Here is an 18,111-nt window from a genome sequence, read left to right as displayed (position 1 = left end):
TTGCATTATCTTTGCAGAAGAAAAGCTGCATCTCGGCATAACGTTCAAGCGAGCTTGACGATTCTGCTCTCGATTTGCATTTTCTTTGCACAAGAAAAGCTGCATCTCGAAATCTTTTATGCCGGACGGCCAAGGAGAGCAGCTGAATATCTTTCAAGAACAAACAATTATATACCGTAAATATGATTCTTTTTTTCAGAACTCCATCACAAAGCGTTATTGCTACCGAAGCTGACCATCAGCTCAATAACGAGGAAATAAAGGAACTGTGCTGGCTTTATGGCGATGCCACACTCGTAGAAGACAACTGCCTCAGCGGATATTTCGTGGGCCCGCGCCGCGAGATGATTACCCCCTGGAGCACAAATGCCGTTGAGATTACACAAAACATGAATCTGAACGGCATTTCGCGTATAGAGGAATACTTCCCCGTAAGCAGCAAGGATGCCGACCACGACCCAATGCTGCAGCGCATGTACGACGGACTCGACCAGAGCATCTTCACTGTTGACCACAAGCCGGAGCCTATCAAGCACGTTGACAACCTTGAGGAATACAACGAGCAGGAAGGTCTGGCGCTGTCGCCTGAAGAAATTGAGTATCTGCACAAGATTGAGAAAGAGCTCGGCCGCCCGCTGACCGACTCAGAGATTTTCGGTTTCGCACAGATCAACTCAGAGCACTGCCGTCACAAGATTTTCGGCGGTGTGTTCATCATCGACGGCAAGGAGATGGAGTCGTCGCTCTTCAACATGATCAAGAAGACGACAAAGGAGAATCCTCACAAGATTCTGAGTGCATACAAGGATAACGTGGCTTTCTCTCAGGGCCCTGTCATCGAGCAGTTTGCCCCGGAAGACCAGTCGACATCTGACTATTTCCGTGTTAAGGATATCGAGAGCGTTATCTCTCTGAAGGCCGAGACACACAACTTCCCTACAACCGTAGAGCCGTTTAACGGTGCCGCTACAGGTACAGGCGGTGAGATCCGCGACCGTATGGGCGGTGGCGTAGGTTCATGGCCTATCGCCGGAACAGCCGTTTACATGACTTCTTATCCGCGCATCGACGGCGGACGCGACTGGGAGGACATCCTGCCCGTGCGCAAATGGCTGTATCAGACACCTGAGCAGATTCTTATCAAGGCTTCTAACGGTGCGTCAGACTTCGGCAACAAGTTCGGTCAGCCGCTTATCACAGGTTCTGTGCTTACGTTCGAGCATAAGGAAGGCGACGAGAAATATGCTTATGACAAGGTTATCATGCTTGCCGGCGGCGTAGGCTACGGCACAAAGCGCGACTGCCTGAAGAAGGAGCCGCAGAAGGGCAACAAGGTTGTCGTTGTAGGTGGCGACAACTATCGCATCGGTCTCGGCGGCGGAAGCGTTTCTTCTGTAGACACAGGCCGCTACAGCAACGGCATTGAGCTTAACGCCGTTCAGCGTGCCAACCCCGAGATGCAGAAGCGTGCTTACAACCTTGTACGTGCATTGTGCGAGGAAGATGTAAACCCGGTTGTCAGCATCCACGACCACGGTTCGGCAGGACACGTCAACTGTCTGTCGGAGCTCGTTGAGGAGTGCGGCGGTCAGATAGACATGACCAAGCTGCCTATAGGCGACAAGACACTGTCGAGCAAGGAGATTATAGCAAACGAAAGTCAGGAGCGCATGGGGCTGCTCATTGACGAAAAACATATTGAACATGTGCGCAAGATTGCTGAGCGCGAGCGTGCTCCGCTGTATGTGGTAGGCGAGACCACAGGCGACGCTCACTTCTCGTTCGTTCAGGGCGACGGCGTTAAGCCTTTCGACCTCGACGTTGCTCAGATGTTCGGTCATTCACCAAAGACATATATGGTGGACAAGACCGTAGAGCGCCACTATGAAGACGTAACTTACAGCCAGGACAAGCTCGACGAGTATCTCAGCCGCGTGCTGCAGCTTGAGGCCGTTGCCTGCAAAGACTGGCTCACAAATAAGGTTGACCGCAGCGTTACAGGTAAGATTGCGCGCCAGCAGTGTCAGGGCGAAATACAGTTGCCTCTGTCTGACTGCGGCGTCGTAGCTCTCGACTATCGCGGACGCAAGGGTATAGCCACAGCCCTCGGACACGCTCCTCAGGCAGGTCTGGCTTCGCCCGAGGCAGGCAGCGTGCTGTCAGTGGCCGAGTCGCTCACCAACATCGTATGGGCTCCGCTCGAGGACGGTCTCGACAGCGTAAGCCTCTCTGCCAACTGGATGTGGCCCTGCCGCTCACAGGAAGGCGAGGATGCACGTCTTTACAGCGCAGTCAAGGCTCTGTCAGACTTCTGCTGCGACATCAAGGTGAACGTTCCTACAGGTAAAGACTCTCTCTCAATGAGTCAGCAGTATCCCGACGGAACAAAGATTATCAGCCCGGGAACAGTTATCGTCAGCAGCGGCGGTGAGGTTTCAGACATACGCAAGGTGGTTTCTCCCGTTGTTGTCAACGATGCAAACTCAAGCATCTATCACATCGACTTCTCGTTCGACGAGCAGCGCCTGGGCGGAAGTGCCTTTGCACAGAGCCTCGGCAAGGTAGGCGACGACGTTCCTACTGTGAAGAATCCCGAATACTTCCGCGATGCGTTCAACACCGTTCAGGAGCTTATCAAGAAAGACCTCGTAATGGCAGGTCACGACATCAGCGCCGGCGGTATGATAACCACTCTTCTCGAGATGTGCTTCGCCAACACCAAGGGCGGCATGGACATCGACCTGAAGGAGATTGGCGGCGACGACATGGTTAAGATTCTTATGGCAGAGAACCCCGGCGTTATCGTTCAGATTGCCGACAAGGATGCTGAAGAGTTCAAGACCATAATGGACAACAACAGCATAAGCTACGCCATGATAGGCAAGCCGGCTGTAGGCACACGCACGCTGAAGGTTGCCAAGGGTGCGTTCAACCACGAATTTGATATCGACGCTCTGCGTGACGTATGGTACAAGACTTCATATCTGCTCGACCGCGACCAGAGCATGAACGGATGTGCCGACGCCCGTCATGACAACTATAAGAAACAGCCGCTGGAGATGAAGTTCAACGACTCGTTCACAGGCAAGCTCGAGCAGTATGGCATTTCGGCCGACCGCCGCGAGCATACAGGCATCAAGGCTGCCATCATACGTGAGAAGGGAACCAACGGCGAGCGCGAGATGGCTTACTCGCTCTATCTTGCAGGCTTCGACGTTAAGGACGTGATGATGACCGACCTTATCAGCGGCCGCGAGACTCTCGAGGACATCAACATGATTGTGTTCTGCGGCGGTTTCGCCAACTCTGACGTGTTGGGCTCTGCCAAGGGATGGGCAGGAGCGTTCCTCTTCAACCCGAAGGCTAAGGAGGCTCTCGACAAGTTCTATGCCCGCAAGGACACTCTGTCGCTCGGCATCTGCAACGGCTGCCAGCTGATGGTTGAGCTCAATCTCATCAATCCTGAGCACGAGAAGAAGACAAAGATGCTGCATAATATTTCCCACAAGTTTGAGAGCACATTCCTCAGCCTTGACATACAGCAGAACAACAGCGTAATGTTCGGCTCGCTGAGCGGCAACAAGCTGGGCATATGGGTGGCTCACGGAGAAGGCAAGTTCTATCTGCCCGAAGGCGAAGACAAATATAATGTTGTTGCAAAATACAACTATGCCGAATATCCGGGCAACCCCAACGGCTCTGACTATGCCGTTGCAGCTATCTGTTCAGCCGACGGACGCCATCTGGCAATGATGCCTCACCTTGAGCGCGCCATCTTCCCGTGGCAGAACGCATGGTATCCGGCCGACCGCCGCAACGACGACGTTACGCCGTGGATTGAGGCCTTTGTCAATGCGCGCAAGTGGATTGAAGAGAACAAATAATAAACAAGCAAGCTGAAAAGTAAAAAGACAAGAGTCCTGTCATGACGGCCGTCAGCACAGCCCGTGGCGCCTTTACTGCAAGGCGGTGCGGCAAAGGCCGGACAAGGCGGAGCGCGTGTCTTTTTACTTTTCGTTTTTAAACAACTAAAACAAGGATGAGCAACTTTTATTTAGAGAGCTTCAAGACTTTTTTCAAGATAGGCCTGTTCACCCTGGGAGGCGGCTACGCCATGATTCCTATAATAGAGTCGGAGGTGGTCGACAAGAAGAAGTGGGTGAGCAAGGAAGACTTTCTCGACATTATAGCCATAGCCCAGAGCTGTCCGGGCGTGCTCGCCATCAACGTGAGCGTGTTTATAGGCTACAAGATGAAGAAGGTGAAGGGCGCCGTGTGTACCAGTCTGGGCACAGCCTTGCCCTCGTTTCTTATCATTCTGGCCATAGCCATGTTCTTCCATCAGTTTGAGGACAACAAGGTTGTTGCGGCCATCTTCCGCGGCATACGTCCGGCTGTTGTGGCTCTCATAGCCGTGCCTACGTTCAAGCTGGGACAGAGTGCCAAGATCACTCTTACTAACTGCTGGATACCCATTGCCGGTGCGCTGGCTATATGGCTGCTCGGCGTCTCGCCCATACTTGTTATCCTCATTGCCGGCATCGGCGGCTATGTCTACGGCAAGTATATAAAGCCTACGGAGTGACATTAATCTAAAAAAATGACGAACCAAATAAAGAGCATATTCTTATGATTTACCTGTATTTGTTCATAACGTTCTTTCAGATAGGTCTGTTCGGCTTCGGCGGCGGCTACGGCATGCTCTCGCTCATTCAGGGAGAGGTGGTGCACAATCACGGATGGCTCACCACGGGCGAGTTTACCGACATCGTGGCCATAAGCCAGATGACGCCGGGCCCTATCGGCATCAATTCTGCCACCTACTGCGGCTATACTGCCGTTCACAATGCCGGCTACGGCTACTGGATGTCTATCCTCGGCAGCGTAACAGCCACCTTTGCGCTGGTGTTGCCGTCGCTAATACTAATGATTCTGATATCGCGCCTGTTCATGAAATATATGAACACGCCCACGGTTCAGAGCGTATTCTCAGGCCTTCGTCCTGCCGTTGTCGGACTGCTCGGCGCTGCCACTCTGCTGCTTATGACGCCCGAGAACTTCAGTGCCCCGTCTGTCAATCCCTGGCAGTTCTGGATTAGCTGCTTCCTCTTTGTGGCAACCATGGTGGGCACGTGGCATTTCAAGATCAATCCGATACGCATGATATGCTACAGCGGTTTTGCCGGACTGATTCTGTTATATTGATAAACATAGTTTGAGATAATATCCCCTTGGCTCTTCGGTTGTTGTGAGTTGAGGGGATTTTTTTATTGCATAATTTCCGTAAATACAGATTTTGCTTTATGCAAAACGCCATCAACTGTATTGCAAAAGGTAGCTTTTTACATGCTCAAAGGTGCCCTTTTGCATTATGAAAAGGCATGTTTCGCAGTATGAAAGGCTACTTTTTGCGCCATGTAACATGGCGGCAGAGAGCATAAGCAAAAAAGTTTTTGTTAAAAACTCGTCACTCGTCACATCATGGCTTAATGTGCTGTCTGTCAGAATGTTATGGTGTGACGAGTTGAAATCTCAACTCGTCACACTCTAATGCTTTGTAAATCAGAAGGTTATGTGCTGATGTGACGAGTGATGAGTTTTTTAAGAAAAATAATCACGCTTTATATTCCTGCTTTGGATTGACTTCATGCAGGCCAACACCTGTTTTTAGTTGGCTATAGCCCGTGTTATCGCTATTGCCGGTCGACTTTATGCGCCATTGTATGTTATTTGTTTTTGCGTTGCCGTATGCTTAATGATTGATGTTAAGTGCCGATAGTCAGTATGAATATATAGCGACAAAATAAAATTCCGGCAGATTTTTTAATGTCTGCCGGAACATGAAGCATTGTCCTGTTATAAGCCTACTTAATTAGATTTGTGGTATTTCGGAAAAACTCTTTAATGTCTTTATATTGTTACGTCATATCTGATGTTTGTCATTTCTTCTTGTCGCTTTTAAAATAACGTATCATTTCCGGCAGATTAATGCCCATATGAATGGAAGTATAATAAGCCTTATTGTTTGTTATTGTCTTATACAACGGAGTTAAGGACATTGACGCTCCCATATATATACCCATGAAACAAAAAGAATATTCAAGGTTAAGTCCGAAGCGGTTAAGTCTTATGGCGTCAGGGACATTCGGTGCGGCACTGCCTGCTGCAGGAGAGAAGCGGTAAGCACCATTAGTGCGCACCTCTGCGGATATTCCGAGATTCATGCAATATGAACGATAGTCATGTTGTAAAGAGAGCATCAAAGGTATGCGCAGTGTTCCGTAATTCATGTTGTTGCCTGATGCCTTCATGTCAAGTTTGGTAAAGTCGAGCCTGTCGCCCTGCATGCCTGCTGCATAGTTCTTGTCGAAACACATGTGTACCCATGTTAGCTGAACGCCTCCAACCAGTCCTAATGTATTGCTCTTGTCGAATGGCAGGGCAAACGACCACGGCGTTATTCCTATTTCGAACGATTTGCTTCTGCGGCTGTATATGCCCTCATTTTTTGTAGAACCTATTTTGTTGCCCATATAGTTGTAACCATACCATATAGTCGGCAGATATGAGCGGAATTTCAGGTTCTGCAGGTTTTCAGTAGGAATTAGAGGTGAACCTACATAAACCTGCTCCACTTCCTGACCGTTAACGTACTCCATTTCACGTGTTTTCAGAAGCTGAAAACCGTTGTTGTCGTAAACTTTCACTATTGTTTTGCTGTCCTGCACGTCTACAACTATTTTCTTGTCTTTCACGTTGAACGTAGTGTCGTTGGCCTCCTCGGCGTATGCTGTGGCAGAAAGTATGAGTGCCGTAAATAAGAATAGCAGTTTCATCATTAATGTGTTTTAGGGTTATTGTTTGTGTTATATACGTATGCCCAGTCCGAACGACACGGGATAGCATTTGGGTGCAACGCTTGTCTTGAGCAGCGGCGTGAGAGCCGTGCGCGCGTAGATCATCAGACAGCCGTAGCCGGCGCGTATGTCGAGGTTGAGGCCCACGGGATTCATGTTTATGTCGCCTGTTTCGGTGGTCTTGTTCTTTCCGATGAAGTAGCGCGAGTGGTCGTTCCAGCGCAGTTCAATAGACGGACCTATTGCCGCGAACATATCAGCGCCGCCGGTGCGCTTCTGCCACTCTAACATCACCGGAATGCGGATGAAGGTGTAGCTTATGTAGCTCTTCTTGAGCGTCTCGCCCTCAATCTGCCTCATGGAGGTTATGCCGTCGGTTGTAGACAGAACGTAGTTGTCCTGAAAGTGATGATGCACCTGACCTATCTGAAACGCCGATGTAAGCGCCAGCGGATTGGTTATTCTGAAGGCCAGACTTGTCAGCGTGAAGCCATATTCCCACGACTTTGAGTCGCGTGTGTGCATGCCGGCGTTGCCTCCCGTGCCCATCACGCTTCCGGCAAGCTGGCTGAAGCCCATGAAGAACAGCGGATAGTGACTTCTGGGCTTGCTCTTCTTGCGGTTGAGGCTTTGCGGAATGAAGGGCGACGTTACATATACGCGCTCAATCTCTTGTCCGTCAACAAAGTTAGTCTCGTATGTGCGGTTAAACTTCTTGCCGTCGCTGCCGTAGACAGATATTTTTGTGCTTCCTGCTGAATCGTTTACAACAATCTTCTTGTTGTTCACCACGAATGTAGTGTCGCCGGTTTCGGCGGCCATGCCCGTCAGGGGCAGCAGCGCCGCCAGAAGTAGTGTCTTTTTCATATTTGTCATATTTATTGTTTGTTTCTTTGATTATGCGTAACACAGTTTCATTATGTCGTCGGGCGAGAGTTCGCCCTCTATGTATATCACCGTTCCCCGGTTGGGCTTCACCTTACTGAACAATATGTAGCGGTTGATGCCCTTGCTCTTTGGCGGCATTATGTAGTATCCGCTCACTATCTGGCCGTTCTCAACCACCTCGCGTATCTTCTTGGCGTTCTTTCTGTCGGCCTTCAGATAAGGCTCTATGCTTGCTCCGATGTTCTTGTAGGTAAGGCTCTTGTACACCTTCAGCTCATATCCCTTCAGCTTGGCGTTGTGCATCTCCACCATCTTGCAGCCCTTGGCATGTCCGAACCGCTGAAACACCTTGTTGACGTTAAGCCCCTCCTGCGCCATGGCTGGCGTTGCGGCCGTAAGGGCCAGTGCGGCTATGAGCAAGATGCGGCATAGTCCGTGCCACATAGTGCCGCTCCGTGCGCGGCTTGTGCCTTTGGCGTTGCGTCGTGTGGCCTCGCTGTTGCCGAAGTATGTGTTAACCGGCAGTCTGCATGCCGCGGCAAGGCGTGTCATGGCCGTTATCATTATAGCGCATACAACATCTATGGCGTCAGCATGCGTTGCCGGCAGTTGCGGGTTATAATATTGCTGTTTCATATCTCGGGTTAATGTTTTTTACATTGTTGTTTATATTATCGTCTTTCATGCGCCTGCATGAGGCGTTCAGCCGTAAGAGAGTGTCATTGGCGCATCAGTTCGAGCGCGCCAAAGTTGTCTTCCTCGTCAGAGGATACCATTTCGAGAGCCTTCAGGGCTTCTTCCTCAACCACCTTCTTGTTGGTGTACACCTTTCCGTCTATCACGGCATAGTTGTCGCTCTGGCGCGGCAGTGCGATCATCACCACCGCAATAAGTATGGCTGCCGCTGCCGTAATGGCCGTGTATATCCATCCGTGGCGGCCGGTCTTCCTTGCTTTGTTGAGGCTGCTGTCGGCTGTTGGGGCAGTCTCGACGGCGTCGGCCCGTTCTTCGGCAATGTAGGCAAACAAAGCCTTGTATGGCATCCATTCCTCCGGAATGTTGTTGTCCCTGTTGGTAAAATATCCGCGCAGAGCCCTTTCCTCAGCCGATGAGGTCTCACCGTCGAGATATTTGTCGAGCAGCTGCTTAATATATTCTTCCTTTTTCATCACACTATAAATATCGTTCAAAGCGTCAGTAAATCTTTTCTCTTGGCCCTTATGGCCGTAAGTTTTATAAAGTCCTCACGTATCTTGCGGCGTGCCCTCGACAGGTTTTGCCGTAGGCTTTCGGCCGTGCATCCCGTGATTTTCATTATCTCAGAGCTTTCGTAGCCCTCAATCTCCTTCATCTTGAATATCTGTCTTTGCAGTTCGGGCAGATGTTCAACGATAAGTCTTATCAGGTCGGCCTCGTCTTTGGCTTCGGCCTTGTGCCAGTCGTCGGCTGTCAGGCCTGTTGCTGAGGCCTTTCCGTCTTCCAGCCGGTCGTGGCGCCACTGGTCGCTGTATTTGTTGCGCAGCATGGTCATGGCCAGTGCCCTTTTGTTTTCATACCGGTCGAGCGTAGCCCGCATGCTCCAGAGCTTGAGCATCACCTCCTGCACCAGGTCCTCAGCGCTGTAGTCGTCTCCCGTAAGCTTGCGTGCCAGCCCTTTCAGCTCGTCGCGCATGGGTATTATTATGCGGTTAAATTCTTCCGGTTTCATCATTGTTTCATAAAGGTAACGTATGACGCGGAAAAACGTGACATCAAAAAAGAACTTTTTTTAAAATTTGTTTTGAAAAGCTGGATTGAAGCCGGGCTGCCGATGACGGCAGAAGCTTGCGGATTACATTGCCTTAACTTCAATCGGTTGATTTGGGCTTGATGTTATCATAGCTCCGTCGTGCCTATGTTGAAAGCCTGTTGTGATAGGTCTTTCCCATGCTCGTCTGCCGGTGCCGGCTTGTGTTTATAAAAATAATAACGGCCGGAGAAAATTTCCCCCGGCCGTAATATGGTCTGCCGTGATGCGGCGTCTTTACTTCTTCACAAACTTATATCCTCTGACGTTGCCGTCGGCAGATTTTACAGTGGCAATGTATATTCCTGCCGGAAGCGATGACAGGCTGACAACGTTGCCTTCGGCAGTCAGTGTGGTGCGGCCTGCCGTGTCGCTGATAGCTATGCTCTTTGTGCCTTCGGCGGCCCGCAGTTCGTTGCCCGATATCATGATGCCTTCGCCCTCGCCGGTAACGGCTGTTACGCCTGTTCCTGTAGAGCCGGTGTATATGCCTATGTTGTCGAGCAGCAGGCAGTCGCCGCCTTTGGTTCTGAGGCGTATTGCTATATAGATGTCCTTGCCGTCATAGTCGGCCAGACTTATTCCGCGTGTCTTTGGTTCTGCTGTCTCGCCCTCAACGTTGAGCACTTCTGTGTATGCTGCGCTGTTGTCTTCGGTGGCAGACACCATTATCTGATAGTCTTCAAGGAACTGCTGATTGAAAGAGTTTGCGTCCCACACGAGATAGCTGTCTTTGCCTTTGATGCTTACCTTCGGCATTATGAGCCAGCGGTCGGCCTGGTCGGTGCCCTCGAGCCATGATGTTCCTGCCAGCATATATTCGCCGAACACGTTGTGCTCTACGATGTTGAACAGACCCCATCCGTCTGCGTTAAACTCGTCGCCGGCTGACGGGTCTACGGTGCCGTTGTCCTCGACGCGGAATGTGAAGTCAGATGGAAGTTTGCCGTCCTCAAAGTCCCAGAATTTCACTGGCTTGCTTACCGCGGTGAAGTCTTTTGTCAGCACGTTGTTGTCGGCGTTCTCATCGTTGTCGTTCGCAACTTCCACCTTCAGCTTGTGGCTGCCGTCGCTCATGTCTGCCAGCAGGCCGCTGAACGTAACGGTTGTGGCGCTCTGAGCCTTCATGGCGATGGTGCTGTCTTTAACGGCCACGTCGTCGATGCTAACTGTTACTTTGGCGTCGAGGTCAGCCACGCCGCTGTTGGCCAGGTTGAATATCACGTCCTTGAGGTTGCTCTCGCGCACAAAGTCGTAAGGACTCTGCAGGTCGGAAACGGCAAGGTCGTTGAGGTTGCTTTCAACCTTCTCGAACGAAACGTCGTCAACGAGAATGAGGTTCTGGTTCTTGTCGCTGAACGCATAGAAGCCTAAATAGATGGTCTGCGCCTTGTCGAAATGAACAACGTTGACAGACTCCTCGTATTTGTTGTTCAGAATGGGGTTGAACTCCACAATCTTGTTGGTCATGGCCTCAGGCTTGGCCTCGTTGCCCCAGTATACGGCCATCTTCTCGGGATAAGAGTCGAGGTTTGAATACCAGAACTTCAGCACGTAATAGCCCGGTTCAACGTTTATCGGGTCGAGCATGGCCCAGTCGTCGCCGCTGTTGTTTGAGTCATAGCCGTAAGCCAGACATCCGTTGCCGGTGTGCGCCATGTTGAAGAAGCCTGATTCGATGCTTACGTCCCATGTGCCCTCGTCGTTGTTGAGGTTGTAGAAGGTGAAGTCCTGTGTGTTCTCCGAAGCCTCGAAGCCCATTGTGTAAGGAGCATTCAGCGGTGCCTTGTGCCTTACCGAGGTGTAGCATGTGTCGTTCGTGTGGTCGAAGTCGTCGGGATGAGTGGCCCATGCCTTTATTTCGTATGTAGTCAGCGGGGCAGAGAGGTCGGCTTTGGTCTTGAACGTATATTCAAGTGTCTCGCCGGCTGCGAGCGGCTCGCTTACAGTCTCGTTGGCAATCTCCTTGCCGTCAACGGCAAACGCTACGTCAAATCCGCTCAGGTTAGTGCGTCCGCTGTTCTTTATCGCCACCTTTACAGTCTCCTGTCCGAGGCCGTAGCCCGTGACAGGGCTCAGTATCTCTGCAGCTTTTATGTCTGTCGGGTTGGCAATCGGCTCAACCGTAACCGAACAGAGATAAAGATAGTCCTTGTAAGCCGTAGATGTGGCGCGGAACGCTATGTGGAACGGTTCGCCGGCCTTGGCGTCAACGAGAAAATAGCCCGACTGCTCGTCTTTCTTTATATTGTCGTATGTAGCCTCCTTGCTGGTCATGTCTTCCACGGTGCCGCCCTTGCCCGAGTACACCTCCATGCTTTCGCCATACATGCTTCCGCTGAATGTGTATTTCACTATCAGCGTGCCGGTCTCGCTTGGCGTTATGGCAGGCGAAATCAGCCAGTCGTCGCCGTTGTTGAAGTAGTCGTACTTATAAGCCACTTTCGACGGGGTGCCTTCTTCGTTGAAGAGCCATGTGGCGCCGTCGCTGTTGGCATCAACCACGGTCCATGCGTTGAACTCGTCAACCGTCTCAAATGCTGTTGTATAGATTGCGTCTGCATGTGCAGAAACAACCGACAGCATAAGGAAAAGTAAAAACGTAGATATCTTCCTCATAATAATAATGTTGGGGCTCACTTGAAAATAACGCCTGAACGCCCGCAAGGCTGATCCCCCTTTAACCTTACGAAAGTTGGCCTGATGAAATGTTTAGATTATAAATATAGTAAAAGAATCGTTATGTATGGTTGCAAAATGAAATACTTTAATTAAAATTAACTCAAAAATGAAAGCAAACAGAAGTTTGGTAGATAATATGTGATATATGGGACAAACAACGTGAGACATAAGACGGCGACAAAATGAAGCAGAAAGACGGCCGAAAGCATGAATAGAAATAGATAAAACCGTCATTGTCTTAATGAAATATTGGGGCTTGGTAACGTCGAAAAATACATCTCCTGTCATGTTCTGCGTTTGGTGTTTTTGATAAATAAATCAAACGGAGTTTGTAAACATTTATGACATTTTCCGTCCGTTTGACGCTCTCAGAATGGCGATGCCCGTCCTCAATCCACTTTTTGCCTTGAAAATCGCCATATTTTGCCCATTTCTGTTAAGTCGTTGTCTTACAGGTATTTACATGAAAATACATCCCAAATATCAATAGCTAAAAAACATTACTCTGCCGTTTACCACTCAAAAGTGGCCCATTTACGATGCGTTACTCATCGCTTTTCGCATCAAAAGCAACCGTCTTTGCATCAAAAAACGCCTGTTTCAGCTCAGTTTTATGGGGTAAAAGTGAATAGAAGTTAATATGTCTATTGCGTAAAGACTATAATTTTAACTTCCGTTACAATTTAACTTTCTAGATTGAGAAAATATTTTGTCATGATTATTTACTGGGAAGTTGGTTCGTAATAAGCATCATGAACAGATATAAAAAATCGAGATAGTTAATTTAAATATTATGTGTACTATCTCGAATTTTTAAAGTCTTTTGGCAATATTATAATATTGTTATTCTTGTTCCGTTATTTTACTTTTTAGCAATTCAACCATTTCTTCCTCTAATTCTGCACATTCAAAGTCTCTCCAGTTTTGTGGTGTCGATGTTCTTTCGGCCATTACTCTTAATTTGAGACTTCCTTTTTCTATTTGATTTTTGTAAGTACCCTTTTTTGAGTCAGGGGCAATATTAGAAAATTGTGAGTTGATATTTCTTTGTAAAAGGCACAGATTGCCAAATCTGTCCACTTGGTCCCATTCGTCAAATGTTCCTTTAGAGGGATTTTGTGGATACCAGTGTTCAACAGAGTTTCTGAATTCAAATGTAAAGTCCTCATATTTTCTGTCAGAATTTTTATCTCTTTCCCAAATTAAGTAATCCAGATAGTTCAATATTATATGAGGAGTGTTTACTCCTAGATTCAGACAATTGTCTATTTTGAAGAAGTTTTTAACTTCATCAATAGCTTCCTGTTCAATTATTTCGCTATATTCAGCAATGTATCCGTTAAGCTCTCCGTTCTTTTCGAGACATTCTTCTGTCAACCAAGAGAGTAATGATGTAATCCAGTGCATAACTTTTGGTGAGGTATATGACACACGCAAAGCCGACTCCAGCATTATATTAGTTTTACATCTGTTTCTGTTCGTCTTATCCCATTCGCCTGCTCTAGTGAATATAGAATTTTTAAAATATGGTTTCTTTTGTGAGCCTTGCCCTGATACATAAAGAGTTTTCAGACTCCATTCACCGTCATTACTGTTATTTGCGTATTCACGTTTAATGATATACTCGTCAAACAATACTCTTGTTTGTAAAAGACATATAGTAAAGTCACGGACAAATTTTTTCCTGTCGTTCTTTATCGGTTGGCCTTTCTGTATTCCATTTTCAATTACATTATTAAAACTGGTTATGAGCTTTTTGTCGTCTAATAAATCATCTATAATCTTTTTATTTAGATTTTGGTGCGTTATTTCTTTTTTCCAAATAAAGACCTTTAATGCATGTAGCAGAAAATAAGGAAAGCTGATTATGCTCTCAAAACGCACTCTTTCATCATTTTCATTATATCCTTCTTCTTCCTCTGTTTTGAAGTTTTGGTCAATAATTTCTGATATCTTATGTGCTTGACTGTTCTGTTTCTTCCCTAATTGCGGAATAATCCTCATGCTGTAATTACGGAGCGTGTCAATAGGAATATCGTTCCAACTGTCTCCAAACAATTCTTTACGTACAACATTATTCTTGCTTATAAAGTGCATTTGTACATATCCGTCCATATCGCTGCATGCATCCCAAATTATGGAGAACATTTCTTTTTCCATTTCTGCGTTATCTCCCAAATAGTCCATAAGTTTTGCCTTTAGAATATCATGCTGTTCGAGCTGTTCGCCTCGTGTGTTCATTATTTCGAAATAGCGGTTCATGTCAGTGTTTTCAGGTACTTCTATTTGATAAAGAATAACACGTGACAATTTTTCTATAAATTTATTTTTATCAAAATCCTCTCTTCCTATATTCTCTTTTAAAATTTTTATGCCGGTTTTTATATTGTCTTGCAACATTTCACCTTCCAAATCACCATCAGTTTCATTAATCACTTCATGAATATGTTCTAATGTGTAATTTGATTTCTTACGGCATGCAAATGATAAAGAGTGTTTTGTATTAATGCCAAGACAATTTAATAAAAGATATAATGATGTCAGTCTTTGTTGGCCGTCGATTACTTCGAGCTTTTCGCCGGTATTGGAGACAATAAGTGAACCAATATAGTATTTTTCTCCTTCTTCAATATCATTGACGTCTTCAAGTAACTGTACAAGTTGTTTGTCTTCCCATGCATAGGCTCTTTGATAAAGTGGAATTATGAATTGTAATTCGCCATCGAATATATTTGTATTGTTCTTTAAATCAAGAACTTTTAATTCCTTAACCTGATCTTTCATATTATAAAGTCTTTAGAATGTTATATAATGGTTCCCATTTTTCATCATTAGGAACATCATTAATTTTTATTTGCAATCCAGATATTTCAGTATGTTTCCTTGCATAGCAGATTTGTGAAAACATAGGTATGCTGTTTGTATAGCGTGCATTGTTCATATCTCCTATGGCGTATTTGTTGATGCTGTCAAATCCCAACGATACCATATCAAGCCTTAACGCAAATGCCCAACGGCATAACTTTTTTACAGCCATTGTATCAAAATTATGAAACCTGTCATAATAACACAACAAGGCGCAAAAGAATAAGTTGCGTGTATGCCTAAAACCGATACTGTCTTTTTTTACTTGGATGAACTCTTTTTCTTTGTCATCTGCATCTGGATTTTTTGTTATGGTGATGATTTTACATATTTCCTTGAAATCCTTATTGACACATATTTCCGTCTGTATATTGCTCAATAATTGTAAATAGTGGTCCACCATTTCAAAGAAATCATTGCCGGCTACAAAAGGTTCAGTAATCTGAAAATATGGTGTTGCCTTATTTACACGTTTTGCATAAGTGTAATCCGAAAATTCCGGAACACCCTTATATATGTCAATTTCTTTTGTCGTGAACGTTGTCGTCTTTCTTCCTCTTGACCAATTCCATATAGGAAACAGATAGTTGGCAAACAGTTCTCCTATTTTCTTGGTATCTTTAGCTTCCCATTTTGTTACGGCTGCTTCCATTTCGTATGGATACTTTTTCATTTCTCTTAAATGGAACGCTTTAAGTAAGTCATGTGGATCGAGAGCTTTGCCTCTGGTGTTTTGCGAGTCGAATAATTGAAATGCCTCAGAAACTTTGGTTACACTGATGACAACAACTTCCAGTATATTTCTAAATGCATTGATAAAGTTGTCTTTAACCTTCTTTTCTTTTAAAGAGAACCATTCTTTTATATATTCAAAATTGTTGTGAATATTTATCTGAGAAGATTTATTGGCAAATGAAATATTGAATATGTCGCATGAAAAATTACTATCAATACATTTTCTTATTAAGGACAAAGATATTATTCTTTGCTGTCCGTCAACTATGTCGTAGCTTAATCCGTTTGATTTATCGTGTAAGATTATAGTTCCAACTCGATATTTAAATTTAAAATTGTATTTTTGGTAATCGTTTATTGCATCTGAAATATCATTCAATAATGCGTCAATGTTTTGCGTTGTCCACTTATATGGCCTTTGATAATTAGGAATAACCAGAGGCATTTTTAGCAGATTGTCAACACTTAGAATTTTTGCCATGTTTTGTGTATTTTGTAAAAATTCAGGATAAATAATAATCATAAATCTTCTAGCATAGGGATGACAAGTATAGAGTCGCTGCACCGTATTCCATAAAATACGTCGCGAACACGGCCATGCTGTGGAATCAGAATGCCTTTCTCTATCAAATCTTTAATATCGCGCGCTGCCGTATCAGGCGATACCTTTACACGCTTTGCCCAGTTCTTGGCTGTCAGTTTGCCGGGGTAACCGTCTAAATACATATTAAGAACTTCACGTTGTCTTTCAGACAGAATGGTTTCGGCATGGTTTTGCCAGAATATTGCCTTATTTAGCACTTTCGACAACGTTTCATCAGATTGCTCGACAGAACGGAGCAGGCAGTCAAGATACCAGACAATCCATTCTGTAATGTCACAATTTCCTTTTTGTGTTTCCTCCAGTATGTCATAATATTGTTTTTTGTCTTTGTTGATTTGATGCGATATACTGAAAAAACGCATTTTTGAGTCTTCTGCTTGTGAAAGTGCCATGTCGGCGATGGCTCGCCCGATTCGTCCGTTTCCGTCATCGAAAGGGTGGATGCAGACAAACCACAAATGGGCTATCGCCGATTTTACATAGCCGTTATGTGTATCTGAATTGAACCAGTCCAGAAACCGATTCATTTCTTCGTCTATTCTTTCAGGAGCAGGTGCAATATAATGCACCTTTTCACGGCCGAACATTCCTGATATAACTTTCATTTCTCCGCTTCGATATTTTGCCACGTCTATTTTCGTAGGGCCGCTCCAGCCCGTCGGGAACAGGCAGTTATGCCAGCCGAAGAGTCTTTCGTTGGTTAAAGGCTTGTTGAAATTAATGGTCGCATCAAGTGCCATTTCAACCACTCCGTCTATATAGCGGGAAGATTCTGTAGAATTCTGTATTTGTACTCCAAGTTTGCGGGCTACCGATGAGCGCACCTGCTCGCTGTTCAATTCTACTCCTTCAATTTCTGATGATGCAATGATGTCATGGGAGATTGATTCCACCACGGCAGACATCTTGTCGTTAAAGCCTATTAGGCTAAGACGCCCCATCAGATAGCCCACAGCCTTGTGAACTTTGTTTAGTTCCTCGCCAACACGTTCTTTGTTCCACGAAAAGTGGGGCCATTCTTTATGTTCATATATATACATAGGCAGAATTGTTTTTTGCAAATATACAGTTTTGCGGACAATTAACCGCATATTTTGCGGCTTGTTGTCCGCAAAGAACGATGATTTTAATGATTTAGTTATGTAAAATATAATTTGTATCTGTTGTTTGTGCAATGTATTTTGTTAGTCTTTCATTGGATATTTACATTGCCTGGCATGGGCTTATGTATTTGTTATTGCCGCTTTTTGTGTGTTTGATGAAAACAAAAAATCCTGATTTCGTTTCGAAATCAGGATTCTGTTTGTTGAGAGTGGTACCACCAGAAATCGTAATCTAACGATAAGTGGCTGAATATCTTTGATGTATATCTTAGCTAAAGACGTAATCTCCCGCTATTGCTCCACCGGAGGCTTGCAGTATTTTGCAGTGTCTTGCGAAGTCGATTTCCTATTATACGACAAAGGTATAGAAATAATTTGAAATAGAAATGGATGCACTCATATTTTGCTCCACTGCTAGAAGGATAATGTAGCTATTTCTAGACTGCCTCAATTCAATAATCACTTAAGTGATATTAGAATTTTATCATATATATTTATAGTATTCTGCCGTTTACCCAATAAATCCATTTTTTATAGATTTATGTTTTATATAAATATTTTCTTTCATCTATATACACGGATATTAATGCA

At 45.8% G+C, this 18,111-nt stretch carries 12 protein-coding genes; 3 read left to right on the top strand and 9 right to left on the bottom strand.

Features of this window, described 5'->3' with window-relative positions; translation table 11 throughout:
- The first annotated feature begins 182 nt into the window (after positions 1 to 182).
- The 3 genes from purL (at position 183) to ACZMIG_RS12075 (ending at position 5,205) form a co-directional block, all read left to right on the top strand.
- Positions 183 to 3,884 (top strand): phosphoribosylformylglycinamidine synthase, encoded by a 3,702-nt coding sequence (gene purL / locus ACZMIG_RS12085; RefSeq protein WP_487889619.1) that lies wholly within the window; start codon positions 183 to 185, stop codon positions 3,882 to 3,884.
- Between the two features lie 155 nt (positions 3,885 to 4,039).
- Entirely contained in the window at positions 4,040 to 4,585 is a 546-nt protein-coding gene (locus ACZMIG_RS12080) for a chromate transporter (protein WP_021855400.1), read from the top strand.
- 44 nt (positions 4,586 to 4,629) lie between these two features.
- Positions 4,630 to 5,205 (top strand): chromate transporter, encoded by a 576-nt coding sequence (locus ACZMIG_RS12075; RefSeq protein WP_021855401.1) that lies wholly within the window; start codon positions 4,630 to 4,632, stop codon positions 5,203 to 5,205.
- A gap of 734 nt (positions 5,206 to 5,939) precedes the next feature.
- Here the strand turns inward: ACZMIG_RS12075 and ACZMIG_RS12070 are convergent.
- From ACZMIG_RS12070 to ACZMIG_RS12030, 9 genes are all read right to left on the bottom strand, one after another.
- A complete protein-coding gene (locus tag ACZMIG_RS12070) occupies positions 5,940 to 6,839 on the bottom strand; it encodes a hypothetical protein (protein ID WP_053398794.1) in 900 nt (299 codons plus the stop codon).
- A 27-nt stretch (positions 6,840 to 6,866) separates the two neighbouring features.
- Complete coding sequence (locus ACZMIG_RS12065) at positions 6,867 to 7,724, bottom strand: hypothetical protein (RefSeq protein WP_303054449.1); 858 nt, start codon at positions 7,722 to 7,724, stop codon at positions 6,867 to 6,869.
- Positions 7,725 to 7,754: 30 nt separating this feature from the next.
- The gene (locus ACZMIG_RS12060) at positions 7,755 to 8,381 is read right to left on the bottom strand and encodes a DUF6108 family protein (protein ID WP_239684914.1); all 627 of its coding nucleotides are present in this window, start codon (positions 8,379 to 8,381) and stop codon (positions 7,755 to 7,757) included.
- A gap of 83 nt (positions 8,382 to 8,464) precedes the next feature.
- Entirely contained in the window at positions 8,465 to 8,914 is a 450-nt protein-coding gene (locus ACZMIG_RS12055) for a PG0215 family putative anti-sigma factor (RefSeq protein WP_302024668.1), read from the bottom strand.
- A 17-nt stretch (positions 8,915 to 8,931) separates the two neighbouring features.
- Positions 8,932 to 9,456: an RNA polymerase sigma factor gene (locus ACZMIG_RS12050; RefSeq protein ID WP_418874968.1), complete on the bottom strand. Its 525-nt coding sequence runs from the start codon at positions 9,454 to 9,456 to the stop codon at positions 8,932 to 8,934.
- A gap of 312 nt (positions 9,457 to 9,768) precedes the next feature.
- Positions 9,769 to 12,150: a choice-of-anchor J domain-containing protein gene (locus ACZMIG_RS12045; RefSeq protein ID WP_487889618.1), complete on the bottom strand. Its 2,382-nt coding sequence runs from the start codon at positions 12,148 to 12,150 to the stop codon at positions 9,769 to 9,771.
- A gap of 906 nt (positions 12,151 to 13,056) precedes the next feature.
- Positions 13,057 to 14,997, bottom strand: a complete 1,941-nt coding sequence (locus ACZMIG_RS12040; protein ID WP_487889617.1) for a GmrSD restriction endonuclease domain-containing protein — start codon at positions 14,995 to 14,997, stop codon at positions 13,057 to 13,059.
- Position 14,998: 1 nt separating this feature from the next.
- Positions 14,999 to 16,294: a DUF262 domain-containing protein gene (locus ACZMIG_RS12035; protein WP_487889616.1), complete on the bottom strand. Its 1,296-nt coding sequence runs from the start codon at positions 16,292 to 16,294 to the stop codon at positions 14,999 to 15,001.
- A 38-nt stretch (positions 16,295 to 16,332) separates the two neighbouring features.
- On the bottom strand, positions 16,333 to 17,457 hold the full coding sequence (locus tag ACZMIG_RS12030) for a Fic family protein (protein WP_487889615.1): 1,125 nt from the start codon (positions 17,455 to 17,457) through the stop codon (positions 16,333 to 16,335).
- Between the last annotated feature and the right edge of the window lie 654 nt (positions 17,458 to 18,111).

The sequence above is a fragment of the Xylanibacter sp. genome (assembly GCF_057607445.1).
The sequence above is the reverse complement of the archived record's forward strand: the minus strand, read 5'-3'. Positions and strand labels throughout refer to the sequence as shown.

What these genes read in the sequence shown, in the direction of transcription:
- ACZMIG_RS12075 (WP_021855401.1), top strand. Translation starts at nt 4,630, where the DNA reads ATGATTTACCTGTATTTGTTCATAACGTTCTTTCAGATAGGTCTGTTC.
- ACZMIG_RS12035 (WP_487889616.1), bottom strand. Translation starts at nt 16,294, where the DNA reads ATGGCAAAAATTCTAAGTGTTGACAATCTGCTAAAAATGCCTCTGGTT.
- purL (WP_487889619.1), top strand. Translation starts at nt 183, where the DNA reads ATGATTCTTTTTTTCAGAACTCCATCACAAAGCGTTATTGCTACCGAA.
- ACZMIG_RS12055 (WP_302024668.1), bottom strand. Translation starts at nt 8,914, where the DNA reads ATGAAAAAGGAAGAATATATTAAGCAGCTGCTCGACAAATATCTCGAC.
- ACZMIG_RS12030 (WP_487889615.1), bottom strand. Translation starts at nt 17,457, where the DNA reads ATGTATATATATGAACATAAAGAATGGCCCCACTTTTCGTGGAACAAA.
- ACZMIG_RS12045 (WP_487889618.1), bottom strand. Translation starts at nt 12,150, where the DNA reads ATGAGGAAGATATCTACGTTTTTACTTTTCCTTATGCTGTCGGTTGTT.
- ACZMIG_RS12070 (WP_053398794.1), bottom strand. Translation starts at nt 6,839, where the DNA reads ATGATGAAACTGCTATTCTTATTTACGGCACTCATACTTTCTGCCACA.
- ACZMIG_RS12080 (WP_021855400.1), top strand. Translation starts at nt 4,040, where the DNA reads ATGAGCAACTTTTATTTAGAGAGCTTCAAGACTTTTTTCAAGATAGGC.
- ACZMIG_RS12065 (WP_303054449.1), bottom strand. Translation starts at nt 7,724, where the DNA reads ATGAAAAAGACACTACTTCTGGCGGCGCTGCTGCCCCTGACGGGCATG.
- ACZMIG_RS12060 (WP_239684914.1), bottom strand. Translation starts at nt 8,381, where the DNA reads ATGAAACAGCAATATTATAACCCGCAACTGCCGGCAACGCATGCTGAC.
- ACZMIG_RS12050 (WP_418874968.1), bottom strand. Translation starts at nt 9,456, where the DNA reads ATGATGAAACCGGAAGAATTTAACCGCATAATAATACCCATGCGCGAC.
- ACZMIG_RS12040 (WP_487889617.1), bottom strand. Translation starts at nt 14,997, where the DNA reads ATGAAAGATCAGGTTAAGGAATTAAAAGTTCTTGATTTAAAGAACAAT.